At 70.3% G+C, this 13,847-nt stretch carries 7 protein-coding genes; 2 read left to right on the top strand and 5 right to left on the bottom strand.

The annotated features are described in order from the left end of the window. Window positions 1-47: 47 nt before the first annotated feature. Window positions 48-1,424: a DUF1501 domain-containing protein gene (locus G6O68_RS19120; RefSeq protein WP_165250238.1), complete on the bottom strand. Its 1,377-nt coding sequence runs from the start codon at window positions 1,422-1,424 to the stop codon at window positions 48-50. A gap of 224 nt (window positions 1,425-1,648) precedes the next feature. On the opposite strand from G6O68_RS19120, the gene G6O68_RS19115 reads away from it, so the two are divergent. Continuing rightward, on the top strand, window positions 1,649-2,266 hold the full coding sequence (locus G6O68_RS19115; protein WP_165250237.1) for a GntR family transcriptional regulator: 618 nt from the start codon (window positions 1,649-1,651) through the stop codon (window positions 2,264-2,266). A gap of 125 nt (window positions 2,267-2,391) precedes the next feature. Here G6O68_RS19115 and G6O68_RS19110 read toward each other — a convergent pair whose 3' ends face one another. Next, window positions 2,392-3,405 carry an XrtA system polysaccharide deacetylase gene (locus tag G6O68_RS19110; protein ID WP_165250236.1) on the bottom strand — a complete coding sequence of 338 codons (1,014 nt, stop codon included), beginning with the start codon at window positions 3,403-3,405 and terminating at the stop codon, window positions 2,392-2,394. Between the two features lie 62 nt (window positions 3,406-3,467). After that, entirely contained in the window at window positions 3,468-4,520 is a 1,053-nt protein-coding gene (locus G6O68_RS19105; RefSeq protein ID WP_165250235.1) for a hypothetical protein, read from the bottom strand. Window positions 4,521-6,338: 1,818 nt separating this feature from the next. Between G6O68_RS19105 and G6O68_RS33440 the strand changes: the two genes are divergently transcribed. Then, complete coding sequence (locus G6O68_RS33440; protein ID WP_165250234.1) at window positions 6,339-10,997, top strand: PKD domain-containing protein; 4,659 nt, start codon at window positions 6,339-6,341, stop codon at window positions 10,995-10,997. Here G6O68_RS33440 and G6O68_RS19095 read toward each other — a convergent pair. Together G6O68_RS19095 and G6O68_RS19090 are read right to left on the bottom strand one after the other, a co-directional pair. Further along, window positions 10,960-12,423, bottom strand: a complete 1,464-nt coding sequence (locus G6O68_RS19095) for a hypothetical protein (protein ID WP_165250233.1) — start codon at window positions 12,421-12,423, stop codon at window positions 10,960-10,962. The genes G6O68_RS33440 and G6O68_RS19095 overlap by 38 nt on opposite strands. Next, window positions 12,420-13,829: a phenylacetate--CoA ligase family protein gene (locus tag G6O68_RS19090; RefSeq protein WP_165250232.1), complete on the bottom strand. Its 1,410-nt coding sequence runs from the start codon at window positions 13,827-13,829 to the stop codon at window positions 12,420-12,422. The genes G6O68_RS19095 and G6O68_RS19090 overlap by 4 nt, the downstream gene beginning before the upstream one ends. Window positions 13,830-13,847: the final 18 nt, after the last annotated feature.

Raw genomic sequence — 13,847 nt, 5'->3', positions numbered from 1 at the left:
CGATTCACCTCGGCTGGTGGGAAGGCGGGCGGGTCGGAGCGGGTCGGTCAGAACAGCTCGCGGATCTCGCGGCAACCGAAGTCGACGAGCGGGAAGGGCCGTCCGGCGGGGCCGGGGAGGGTGGCCTCCAGGTCGAGGCCCAGGCTGTGGAAGATGGTCGCGGCGACGTCGCCCGGTCCGACCGGGCGGTCCGCCGGCACGGCCCCGATGGGGTCGCTCGCGCCGATCACGCGGCCTCCCTGGACGCCCCCTCCGGCGAACCCGACCGTGAAGCAGTTCGGCCAGTGGTCGCGGCCGCCGGCGGGGTTCACGCGGGGAGTTCGGCCGAACTCGGCGAGGTTGCAGACCAGCGTCGCGTCGAGCAGGCCCCGCTGATCCAGGTCTTCCACGAGCGCCGTGTAGGCCTGGTCGTACATCGGGCAGACGATGTCGCGCATCCCCTCGATCGAGGTGAACGGCTTCGACCCGTGGATGTCCCAGGTGATCTCGTCGAACACCGTGAGGAACGCGTTGACGGTGACGAACCGCACGCCGCTCTCCACCAGCCGCCTCGCCAGCAGGCAGGACTGGCCGAACCGGGACATGCCGTAGCGCTCGCGGGTGGCCGTCGATTCACGCGTCAGGTCCAACGCCTCGCGAGCCTTGGGGCTCGTCATCAGGCGGAAGGCCGACTGGAAGTTGTCGTCCAGCAGCGCCGCGTCCTCGGACGCTTCGAACGTCGAGACCGCGTCGTCCACCAGCTCCCGGATCTTGCGGCGGCGGTCGAGCCGCAGCTCGCCGATCTCCTTGGGCGGCAGCAGGTCGGGGACGCGGAAGTCGGGCTTCGAGGGGTCGGCGTTCAGCGCGAAGGGGTCGTGAGCCTTGCCCAGGAACCCGGCCGCCTGGCCGTTGGGCAGGTTGCCGCCGCCGCGCCCCATCAGTTCGGGCAGGACGACGAACGGCGGCAGGTCGGTCTTGCGGCCTTCCAGGTAGCTGACGACCGAGCCGATGTGCGGGGTGTTCACCCCCCCCGCGAACAGTCGGCCGGTCTGCATCATCTGCCAGCCGGCGTCGTGCACCGCCGCGCCGCCGTGGTGGACCGACCGGACCAGCGAAAGCTTGTCGGCGATCTGGGCGTGGCGGGGGAGGATCTCGGAGAACTGGATTGCCGGCGACTTCGAGGCGATCGGCTTGAAAGGCCCCCGGATCTCCGCCGGGGCGTCGGGCTTCATGTCCCAGAGGTCCATGTTGCTCGGGGCGCCCAGGTTGAAGATCATGATGCACGAGCGGTCGTTCGCCTCGGGCCTGACCGCGCCGGCGGCACGGGCCGCGAACCAGTGGGGGAGGCCGAAGCCGATCGCCCCCAGCGTCCCCACCTGCAGGAAGTCGCGGCGGGTCGTCCCGTCGCAGGTCGAGGTTCGTCCCTCGCCGATGAGCTTGAGCATGTGCCGACCCCCTCGTCGCGTGAGGATGCGAATTGAGATCGAGGATATCGCGCTCCGGGCCGCCGACGCCAGGCTCCGTCGCCCGAATCGCCGACGAGAACCAGGTCCGCGGTCGCAAGTCTCGTCGACGATCCGGGGCCGATCGTCTACGATTGGGAGTGTGCGGCTCGGGCGGCGGGCGTGCGCCTCGCCGGTCGCGTCCACCCTCTCCCGAGACCCCGGACATGACGGACGAGACCGACGAGCCTCCGGAACCCCAGGTCGCCCGGCAGCTCCGCGAAGACATCCTCACCGGCCGCCTCCAGGCCGGGGCGCGACTCACCGAGGCCGAGATCTCCAGCCGATTCGGCGTCGGCCGCGGGCTGGTGCGGGAGGCCGTGCAGAAGCTCTCCTCGCAGGGCCTGGTCATCAGCCGGCCGAACCGGGGGGCCGTCGTCGCGCCGGAGGCCCCCCGCGAGATCCGCAACCTCATCATCCCGATCCGCCGCACGGTCGAGGTCTACGCCCTCCGCCTCGTCTTCGACGAGCTGGACGACGCCGACTTCGCCGCCTGGGACGCGGTCCTCGGCCGGATGCGCGACGCCTGCGCCCGCCGCGACTTCCACGCCATCGCCGAGGCCGACCTCGCCTTCCACGGCCGGCTCCTGCAGCGAGCCGGCCAGCCCGACCTGATCGTGATCTGGGAGACCCTGGTCGGCCGCATCCGATCCCACTTCCGCGAGACCCAGAAGCGCAGCGCCGACCCGATGGAGATCTACGAGGAGCACCAGGCCCTCGCCGAATCGTTCCGGGGCCGGGACCTGGCCGCGGCCGTCCGCCTGCTCAAGGACAAGATCACCTGATCGCGAGCCGGCCGCGCGGCCGGCCATTTCGAAACGCGAGACGCCCCGTGGCGGCGGCCGCCCGGGGCGTCGAGGTTCGAGTCCACACGATGCGGGCCTGCGCGGGCGGCCGAAATGAGGTGAGGTCAGGCTTGCTCGATCCGCGCCCGGGACGGACCCGCTTCCTCAGGCCCCCGATCCGCCCCCGCCCCGAGAGAGAACCTCGGCAGGTCCGCGCGACGCTCGAATTGCAGCCGGGCGAGGTCGACGCCCCGGATGAAGGAGTGCGAGGACATGAGAGCAGCCAGGCGTCGCCGCCCGCGACCGACGCCGACGTAGGTCCGGAGACGGCTCAGGGCCTTCAAGGGGAGTACGGGCTGCCCAGGGTCGAACTCCCAGGGGTGGAAGTACAGCATCGTCCCGACGCAGTCCTCGTCACGACGAGCCAGGGCGAGCGCCGATCGGGTGACGGGATAGGGCAGGAGGCGGAAGTATCCCCCGCCGCCGATCGGGAGATTGACGCCCCCCAGCCGCAGCGTCGCCGGCGGGATCTCGAGGATCTCTCGCTCCATCCCACGAACCAGGAACGGGTTACGGGGCGCGTCTGGGACTCCGTAACGGTCGTGACGCACCGGGTAGATCGACGAATCGTACAGGAGCCCGGCTTCCGCGAGCACGTCGACGGCCCAGGCGGTCCGCCGGACCACGCTGAACGTGGGCGCCCGATACCCCGCGACGAGCGATCCCGAGGCCTGTTCCAGGGCGTCTTTGCTGCGACGGACGTCCTCCCGGAAGCCGTCGCGGTCCATCAGGTGGATCCGACGATGATCCCAGCCGTGGCTGGCGACCTCGTGGCCCGCCTCGGCGATCGCCCGCACCATTTTCGGGAGGGCTTCCGCAATCTGCCCCAGGACGAAGAACGTGGCGAGGATTTTCCGCTCGGCCAACTCCCCCAGGAGCCATTCCGTGACCTTCCGCATGCGATCGCCGTAATCGGCCTTCAGCCTTGGATCGATCGAGAGCCCGGAGGCCGCCTCGATGCGGTGGTGCTCCTCGACGTCGAAGCTCAGGACCATCGGCTTGCCGCGCGCCGCCGCGGCCGGCCCCGTGGCCACGTCGTTCTCCGGCCGTGCCGTCACCGTCGCGGCGTCATCCGCCATGGCGTCGCTCCACGTTCCAAAATAAGGGCCAAGGATGGGCGAGGCGATTCGTCGAGCCATCTTCAGCGCGCCGGGGGAGTGGCCGTCGCCGGCGGCCTCGCCGCGCCTCGGGCCGCGATGAACGGCCGCGCGAAGACCTTCCAGCGCCCGTCCACGAGTTCGAGGCGGGTGGGCGTCCGCTGGCCCTCGGGCAGGAGGACGACGCGCCCTTCGCGGACGTCCGACGGCTGGATGGTCCCCCCGCGACCGCCCGGCATCGTCACCCGATCGCCCGCCTTCAGCCGCCTGAACGTCATCCGATCGAATCGCGACTGCAGCGCCCCGAGCGATCCCGGCGGGGCTGGCGCGTCGAGGCCCGCGACCAGGACGTCGAGGGACTCGTCCGCGAGGGAGACGGCGCGAAGCAGGTCCCGATCCTTCGCGGCGATGGCCAGGAGGAACGTCCTCAGCGCGTCTTCGGGGGTGCGGTCGCGAATCTCGACTCCCTCGTCCGCAGGCTTCTCGGCCCCGGTCGGCTTCGCGAGCGAGGCGGCGTCGGGGGGGGAGGGTGGGGCCGGAGACGCGGGGGGCGATCCGTAGCCCGCCGCGACGATCGCCTCGAACGTGAGGGACGAGAGGAACCTGCCGGCGTCCTCGGGCAGCGGATCGCCGGGCGCGGATCCGACCTTCAAGACGTAGCGGTGGCACCCGTGCGCGAACTGCCGGGCCCGGGACGTGGTGAGGCCGGCCTGGCCTTCGGCCGGGGCCGTCCAGGTGAGGTCGTCGCCGGGCACGCCGTCGACGACGAGATCCGCCTCGGCGACGGGCCGGGCGCCGGGGCCGAGGAGTCGCGGCCTGAGGAGTTTGAGCCGATCGGCCTCGAAATTCCGGGCGGCCGGGGCCGGCTCCTGAGTGCGCAGGAATTCGTAGGACGCGCCTCCGATGCGGCAGCGATAGGCCGTGACGATCACGCGACCACCGGCCTCGTGAGCCTCCTCCTCGGTCCTGGTGGGGATCGCGGGCATCGAGAACGCGACGTCCCCCTCGGGGGTCCGCACGACCTCCCAGGCCCCCGATCCCGGCGGTTGCGCCAGGAGCCCGAGACAGATTCCGAGGATGGTGGTCGCGAGGCACATCTCCGGGAGCCCTCGGGGGATCCTACGGGCCGCGGGCGTCGGACGACCCGTGGCGAGGGGCCGTCGAAGGCGGCGGTCGCGGGCCGCGGGATGGAACTGTGGAATCAGAATGTCGGCACCGATGGTTTGCACAAATAAAGCGATCCGACCTATGCTAGGCCAGGAGTCGCCGGGCGGACAGTTGTCGTCAAAGATGGCGTGGACGAGCGAATGGGTTCAATGGTAATCTTAGTTTGTCCGGCCGTCGTTGCGACGCTTCGAGGGGCATATCATCGATCCGAGTTTCGAGCCCCCCTCGCTCGACCGCCGGCCGAGAAAGGCCGTGGCCGCCATTCGGGCAAATCTCGAATCGTGCGGTTGAGTCCCGCTCTCGACACGAACCGCAGACCGAACTCGAAGCGCCGAAGGGATTCGCGTCAATCACTCAGTCAGCAATGTTTGGCTTTAAAAAATACGATCGACTGGAGCTTGTGGCTTGCGGGGGGGGCGGCCCTCGGCCCATATTGTATCTCCATGATCGACTGATTTATGTTCTATTAAGCAGGCGCCTTGCCTCCTTCGGCAATGTCGCCGGCTTCGCGTCCCCGGTGGTCTGAGTCAGTCGGTGGTCGCCCAAGGGGGGCCGTCGGCTCGACGAAGGACCTCCAGGACCCGGTTCGCTTCTCTCGATCCACGGACGCTCGACGGCGCCGGAGTGGGGGCGGAAGTCCCTCGCGACGGCCCGTCGGATGGAGTGTGGATCCCATGTCTCGCCCATTCGGGCGATGCATGGCGGCAGGCCCTACCTCGCGTGTTCCTCGACCTACTCATAAAGCATGAATTCATGATCTATCGAACCGGCGTCCAGCCGTTCGGCCTCGTTCGTCGTTCGCGCGGCGAGCCGGGTCGCCGCGCCGCGGCCGTCGACACGCGCCTCAGCGAACACGACTCGGGCCGATCCTCGCCGCCTTCAGGCCGCCGCGACGCGGACCTCTCGCCGGAGCGGGGGCGGTCCGTCGCCTCGACGGGATCTCGGGCCGACCAGGGGCCTCGCCGACGCGCGGGCCCACGCCGGCCGACCGTCGCGTCTCCCGCGGTGGAATCGACCTGCGGGCCCCCGGCGCGGCGTGTGCTTCGTGCCCGTGCCGACGAGGACGCCGTCCGCCTCGATCGGAACCGAGTGGGCCCCCCTTCGTCGCGGTCCCAAGGCCGGATCCCCGGCGTCGCCCGGCGCAGGTTCTGACGCCGCGCGACGCGATCTCGAAGCCAGAACGGCGTCGACGCCCCGAGCCTGGGAGGCCCGGACGCAAAAAGTTCGGAAGTTGTTGAATAACAATCGTGAACAAGTCTGTGCTTCGGGTCTCGGCGTCGCGTCCCGTGCTGGTGGGGTCGCGAGCGTCTCGGAGGCCTGGTTCGGCCTCGTTTCGACGCGGCTCGTCCGCTTCCCCGGCCGATGCGTCCGTTTCACGCTGCGTCCTCTCTAGATTGAAAATGTCTGAAAATTGAAAGTCCCGCTCGCCCGTCCTAGGGTTGTGTCGAGACGGACGACGTCGCCCGTCGGTCGCATTCGACGACGGTATCGTTCGGCGCCCTGACGCTCGCCGCGCCGCCCTATCTCCTCCGTCACGCACTCAATTAAGAATCGGCTTCCACTCGCCGCGGAGAATATCATCCATGTGGTCCAGCACCCCGCTGCGCAACGGGGGGGACGCCCCCTCGCGCCCTGATCGCCCTCACCGGAGCCGCCTCGAACGCCGTCGACGTCCCCCTCGCATCGAGCTTCTCGAGGATCGGACGCTGCTGAGCCGCAGCTCGCCGTTCGGCGGGACGCCTTTCGCGGTGCCCGGTCTGATCCAGGCCGAAGATTTCGACGAAGGGGGCAAGAACTTCGCGTACGTCGACGACTCGCGAGGCAACTCCGGCGGCTACTACCGATCGACCGACGTCGACATCCAGGGCATCCAGGATTCCGGGCCCGGCTACGCGTTGGGCTGGACCAAGGGGGGGGAGTGGGTCAACTACACGATCGACGTTCCCGCGGCCGGGGTCTACGCCTTGAGCCTGCGCGCGGCCTCGCCGACCTTGGGCGGCAAGTTCCACGTCGATTTCGGGGGCGTCGACGCCACGGGCTCGCTCACCATCCCGAACACCGGTTCGTGGGACGTCTACCAGACGGTGAGCGTCAACGTGTCGCTCAAGGCCGGGCAGCAGGTCATGCGGCTGGCCTTCGATTCCGTCGGCGGGACCGGCTGGGCCGGCAACGTGAACTGGATCCGCATCGACCAGGGCCCGACGGTCAGCGCCGGGGCCGCCCGGAGCGGCGCCGAGGGCTCGGCGATCGCGTTCGCCGGCTCGGTCGTCGGCGGGACGGCCCCGTACACGTACTCCTGGACCTTCGGCGACGGCGGCTCGGCCTCCGGCTCGCTCACGCCCAGCTACAGATACGCCGACAACGGCACGTTTTCCGCCATTCTCACCGTCCGCGACGCAGCCGGGCGGGCCGCTTCGAGCTGGGTGCCGGTGACCGTGGCGAACGTCGCCCCGACCGCGACGATCGGGGGCTCGACCGGCGGGGCCGTGGGCGCGGCGCTGGGCTTCACCGCCTCGGCGACGGACCCCGGTGTCGCGGATACCGCCGCGGGTTTCACCTACGTTTGGAACTTCGGCGACGGGACGACCGGCCTCGGCGCGACGACGACGCACGCCTATGCGGCCCCGGGGACCTACACCGTCACGGTCGCCGCCAGGGATAAGGACGGCGGCGTCGGCGCGGCGGCCTCGAGGATCGTGCAGGTGACGGCCTCCAGCGGCCTCATCGTGAGCGCCGGCCCCGACGTCGTCACGACGGAGGGCGGTACGGTCGATTTCGCGCCCGTCGTCTCGGGAGGGACGGGCCCGTATCAGTATCGCTGGGACTTCGGGGACGGTGCCGCGGCGACCTCCAGCGCCGGCTTCGTGGGGAGCGATGCGACCACGAAGGGGAGCTGGATGGGCGTCTACGGCGGGGCCGGCCACAACGTCGTCGGCGCCGGCGTCGGACTCCCCTCGTACGCCCAGGTGGGAGCCACGGGCAATGGCACTTACACCTTCGCGTCCAGCACGACCGACGCGAGGGCCCTCCAGAAGCCCGCCAATCCGGCCGATCGCATCGCCGCCGCCTGGAACAGCACGACGACGTTCGTCGTCGACGTCAAGTTGACGGACGGGGACGTCCACCCCGTGGACCTCTACTTCCTGGACTTCTGGCGCGAGGGCCGGTCTCAGCAGGTCGAGGTCGTGAACGCGGCGACGGGCGCCGTGCTCGACACTCGGACGGTGTCCGACTTCTCGCAGGGGGTCCACCTGACCTGGAACGTCGGCGGCCACGTCCAGTTCCGGATCACGAGACTGGCGGGCCCTTCGGCGGTGCTGAACGGGCTCTTCATCGGCCAGGGCCTGAACGTCGGCTCGGGGAGCTCGACGCCCTCGCATCGCTACGAGGATTCGGGCGCCTACACGGCGACCCTCACGGTCACCGACGCCCAGGGCCGCAGCGCGACCGCCCGCAGGGCCGTCACGGTCCTGGACGTCGCCCCGACGGTCTCCCTGAGCGCCCCGACCTCGGCCGGGCCCGGGACCGCCGTGCCGTTCTCGGCCTCGGCGACCGACCCCAGCCCCCTCGACCGGGCGGCGGGCTTCACCTACAACTGGCGATTCGGCGACGGGGCCACGGGGACGGGCGCCAGCCCGACGCACGTCTATGCGTCGCCCGGGACGTACACGGTCTCGGTCACGGCGACGTCGTGGGACGGGGTCGTCAGCCAGGCGGCGACCTCGGTCTTGCAGGTGTCGGGGATGTCGGTCTCCGCGGGGGCGAGCGGCGGCGTGGCCGAGGGGTCGGCCTGGACCTTCGTCGGCTCGGCGGCGGGAGGGACGGCACCCTACAGCTACTTCTGGAATTTCGGCGACGGGGCGACGGCGAGCGGGACCCTGTCCCCCAGCCACGTCTACCAGTCCGACGGCGAGTACGCGGCGACCCTCACGGTGGTGGACGCGAGCGGGCAGGTCGGCGTCTCCACCGCGCGGATCAGCGTGGCAGACGTCGCGTCGACGGTCGCGATCGCGGCCCCGCCCGTCGCCCCGGTCAACACCGCCGTCCAGTTCCTCGGCTCGGTCGCCGATCCCAGCCCCACGGAGTGGTTCGCGGGATACACTTACTCCTGGAACTTCGGCGACGGCTCGACCGGCGTCGGCGAGGCCCCGAGCCACGTCTACTCGAGCCCGGGCAACTACACCGTCACGGTCCGCGCCACGAGTTCCGAAGGAGCGACCACCATGCTGGCGACGACGACGCTCGCGATCTCGCTCGCGACGGTGATCCCCATCGACGCCGCCTGGCTGAGCCGACAGGGGGCGGGGCCTTACATCCTGAACCAGGCCGGGGCGGTCTACTCCCTGATGACGGACGTCACGACTTCGGGGACCGCCTTCGTCGTGCTGAACAAGGACGTCACGCTCGACCTGAACGGCCACACCGTGACCTACGGCAACAGCCAGCCGATCGTGGTCGCCAACGGCGGATTCGAGCAGGGGAGCGGCGCCAGTGTCCCCGGCTGGAACCTGAGCCAGGCCCCCCGGGCGGCCGTCGCGGCGAACTCCAACTACCTCTTCGGCTCGCAGGTGCTGCGGCTCAGCAACTTCAGCACCCCCCAGACCATCGTCTCCCAGCCGATGACCATCGCGACGCCGAATCGCACCTACACGGCGACCATCACGCCCGCCGGCGTGAACTCCAACTCGACCGTGCAGCTCCTCGTGCTCGACGCGGCGACCAATCAGGTCCTGGGCTCGGCGACCTCGGCCAACGTCCAGCGCGGCTTCTCCGCCGTCGTCCACTTCGTGCCCGCGACGGCGGGCCAGGTCGTCCTCAAGGTCGTGGTCACGCCGGCCGCCGGCCAGACGGATTCTCTCGACCTCGACGAGGCGACGCTGACCACCTCCTTCGATTATGGGGTCGTCGCGTCGAGGGCCTGGTCCGGGGACGCGGGTCTCGGGTACCGGAACCTGGGGGCGGCCGTGCAGGCCGTCTGGGACGCCAACCGGATGAAGGTGACGAACTTCCGGCTCGTCAACGGCTCCGTCGTCCAGGGCCAGGGGGCGGGGTTCGCCAGCTCGCCGATCTTCGCCGCGTACAGCTCCGGCATCGCCATCGACAGGGTCCAGACCAGCGACGTCGGGGTCGACACCACCAGCATCAACCTCGAGAATTCGTCGGGCCCCCGCATGACGATCACCAACTCCACCATCCGGCAGGGCGCGAACAACGTCACCAACCGAATGGCCGGCCCCGCCGCGATCTCCCTCATCCGGACGTCGGGGGCCATCCTGATCCAGGGCAACAAGATCCTGGGATCCCCCCAGACCGGCGTGAAGATCGACACCTCGAACGGCCCCATCGTCATCGACGGCAACCGGATCAGCCAGAACGCCTTGGTCGCCGACGCCTCGGCGATCGGCCTCGTCTCGGCGTCGAACTTCCGGGTGACCAACAATCAGATCGACCCGATCGCGGGCGAGGGCATCGCGATCGACGGCTTCCGGGCCCAGGCCTCGAGCTTCGGCGTGATCCGGAACAACACGGTCCTGACCCAGGAGCCTCCCAACCGAGAGACCGGCCTCAGGACCTACGCGCGGGCGCTCCGCATCCGCAACGACGTCGACATGCAGGGCGCCCATAGGAACATCGACGTCTCGGGCAACACCTTCGTCACCACGGTCGGCCCGGGGGCCTCCCTCTACGGCTACACGGTCTGGGTGGGCTACGCCAACAACGGCGGCGCGATGAACGACGCCAACGTGAGCATCCACGACAACCTCATCAAGGCCCTCGTCACGACGGCCGACCCGGCCTACTCGGCGGCCGCGCTGGTCGTCGACGGCCTCGGCGCCGGCATCAACATGAAGATCTCGAACAACGTCCTCGAGAGCAACGACACCTCGCTGGCGGTGGGCGGCTACAACGCCGCCGACGTCAGCGACCTGGACCTGATCTCCAACACCCTCCGGAAGTCGGCCTCCGGCGCGTCTCGGCCTTATACCGGGATCAGGGCGGGCTACTACACCGCCCGCCTGTCGAACGTGCGGATCCTCGACACCAGGCTGGAGAACGGCGCGACGTCGACGATCTCCTGGTCCGGTCAGGGCGTCAAGCAGGTCCAGGTCGGATCGCTCCTCACGCTCGACGTCCGGTTCGCGGACGGGACCGCGGCGGGGGGGGCTAACGTCCAGGTGTTCGACCAGAGGGGCGCCCTCGCGTATTCGGGCACGGCGGATTCGAGGGGGATGCTGGCCGCGATCCCGATCGCATTCGTCGACTACCAGCAGAAGACCTCCGACTCCTCCCTCATCACGAACGCCTCCTTCGGCCCGTTCACGGTGAAGGCGAGTTCCGGGACCAAGCGGGGATCGGCCGCCGTGAGCCTCACGGGCGCCCAGTCTCTCCGCATCGTGGTCCAGTGAGCGCCCCGTCCGGGCCCTCGAAATGACAATCCAGGGGAGGGTCGGTCACGCACCCGCCCTCCCCGTCGATCCGGACCTCGGGTGGTCGGCCGTCGGCGAAACGGGCTTCCAGCGAGCGGATCCGGCCCCGGACCCGACGCAGCGGCCCGTGCTTGAACTCGATGCAGGCCGGACCCGGGTCGTGGACCTTCAGCGCGATCCGGGTCGCGTCGTGCCCCAGCAGCTCCCACGGCCGGTCGCAGCGGACCACCCGGTTGGCCGGCCGGGGGACTTCGAAGTCCCGGTAGAGCCCGGCGTCGCCGGAACGGCCAGCCTCCGCGGCCTTGATGATGTTGTACATCTCGCGGGCCGTCACGAAATGGAGCCGGAACGGCGGCCGGTCCCACCGCCCCACCATGCCTTCGAAGAGCGACCCCAGCCGGGGGCCCAGCAGGGCGTCGAGGCTCTGCATCCCGTGGGTGTGCAGCTTGACGAAGATCCACTCCGGCCTGCCGGCGACGTGGATGTTGGCGCGCGTCCAGGCGTCCAGCCGTCGCGGGTCGGGCGGCGCGAAGGATTCGAGAGCCGCGCCTTCGAACCCGCCCCGGCGGCGGTCGAACAGCGAAGGTCCCTGGACGATCATCAGGTCGCCGGAGGCGGGACGACTCACGGCGACCTCGACCCCCGAATCGTAGGACTTGGGCCCCGGGTCGTCCTTCGCGTAGTAGATCGCGTTGGACGTGCGGGGCTGGGCCCGGCTCCCCAGCGCGGGGAAGGTGAAATCGGCGTAACAGCCGGCCTCCTTCAGCGCGAGCAGCTCCGTGCCGCAGCCGCCCAGGGCCGGGTCGCGCGCGCCGTCGTCGAGCGACCAGTTGCCGGCGATGTAGGCGAATCGTCGGCGAGGTTCGGCCTCGGCGGTGAGCATCGCCCCGGCCCGGTTCCCGAGGTCCAGGCCGGCCTGCAGCTTCGCGGCGAACGACTCGGCGTCGTCGTAGGCGTGGTGGAGGTGGAACTCGACCTCGCCCAAGCCTCGGTACGCGGCCTCGCTCAGGACGTCGAGGCAGGCCCAGTTCGCGTATTCGGTCCGGTAGAACCAGGTGTGCTGGGGGGGCCGGCCGTCGGCGTCCCGGAACCGATCGGCGATCGCCCGATGCGCCTCGCACCAGCCGCGGACCCGTCCCGCCGCGGCGCCCGGGCCGTTCCGCCCGCTCGGTTCGAAGTGGTCGACGATCGCGACCATGACGTCGACCGGCGTCCCCGCCGGGATCCGGGCCAGGTCGAACGGCCGGTGGCGGAGGAGGTGGCGCGGGAACCATCCGCCGCGGAAGGAGCCCCAGCGGACGCCTTGCCAGGCGAGGTTCGCCGCCGCCCTCAGCGTCCCCACCGGCCGCCCCCCGCCGTCCGGCGTCGGGGACGGGACGCGGTCGGTTTCCGATGTGCCGATCATTTCCGATCCGCCCCCGAAGCCTCGATCGAATCCCGCAGGAAGGCCGGCGAGACCTTCGACTTGCAGAACAGGAACTTCCCGGAGGCCTCCGAGGGGATCTCGTCCACGAACTCCCAGCCGACCTCGGCTGTCTCGCCCAGGTAGGTCCGGGCCGCGGCGACCAGGAACTCCAGGTCCTCCGCGGCCTGGAACCGCGACCCGCGCTTGATCCGGAAATGGACCTGGCCGATCCGTTCCTGTTCGATCTGCAGCTGGCCGATGCTGGGGCGCACCCCGACCGCCGCGAGCGTGAGGAAGGGGCCGGAGACCATCCGGCCGTCATGGCCGACCAGGAAATCGGTCGCCCGACCCGCGACGTGACGCAACCGGGGGAGTTCGCGCCCACACTCGCATCGCCCCCCCTCCCAGGCGCCGACGTCGCCGATCCGGTAGCGGATCAGCGGCATCGCCAGGTTCGCGAGGTCGGTCACGAGGATCTCCCCGTCCTGACCGGCCTCCGCGAGCTTCCCGTCGCGGACGATCTCGACGTGAAGGCACTCCGCCATGGTGTGGAGCCCCCGCCGCTCCTCGCACTCGGACGCGATCACGCTCACCTCGCGGCAGCCGTAGCGATTGAAGACGGGGCAGCCGAAGACCTCCTGGATCACCTGGCGATCCTCGGGCTCGAGCATCTCCGCGCTCGTCACGATCGCCCGGGGCCGGTACGCCGGGATCCCGCGGGCCCGCAGGTACCGGGCGATCATCGCCGCGGAGCGGGCGTAGGCGAGGACGACGTTGGGGCGGAACCGTTTCATCGCCTCATTGAAGCCGGCCATGCCCGCCTCGGTGAGGTTCGCCGTGTTGAGGAACAGCTGGGGCTCCAGGAGTGCGTGCCGGAGCCGCCGCCGCCATCCGCCGGGGGCCGGCCCGTCCGAGATCGCCCCCCAAAAATACGCCACCCGCTCGCCTAAGTCCCAGCCGGCCCAGCGATTGTGCCGGACGGTCGCCGCCCACCGGGAGTCCTTCCGGTCGCGACTCAGGTAGAACTCGAGGGGGGTCCCGGTCGATCCCCCCGTGTAGTTCGGGATCAGGTCGCCTTCCGGCCAGTCGCTCGACACCATGTCGTCGCCATGGGCGCGGATGTCGCCCTTGTCCAGGATCGGGAACGCGTTCAGGTCCTCGAGGCTCCGGAGGTCCGAGGGGACGACCCCGGCCCGATCGTAGCGTTCCCGATAGTAGGGGCATCGACGGTAGGCGTGGTCGACGAGCGCGCGCAGCCGCGAGAGCTGCCGCGCCCGGATCTCGTCGACCGGCAGGCGCTGGGACGCCTCGAACTCGCGGAGGTGGCGGAACTGCGCCGTGGTCCCCTTGAGCCAGGCGTAGGCCGGCAGGGAGACCCGACCGATGAAGCGTCGCTGGATGTCCATGTTGGGGCGCACGGTTGG

Origin of the sequence: Paludisphaera soli (genome assembly GCF_011064595.1) — a bacterium.
Lineage (GTDB): Bacteria > Planctomycetota > Planctomycetia > Isosphaerales > Isosphaeraceae > Paludisphaera > Paludisphaera soli.
The sequence above is the reverse complement of the archived record's forward strand: the minus strand, read 5'-3'. Positions and strand labels throughout refer to the sequence as shown.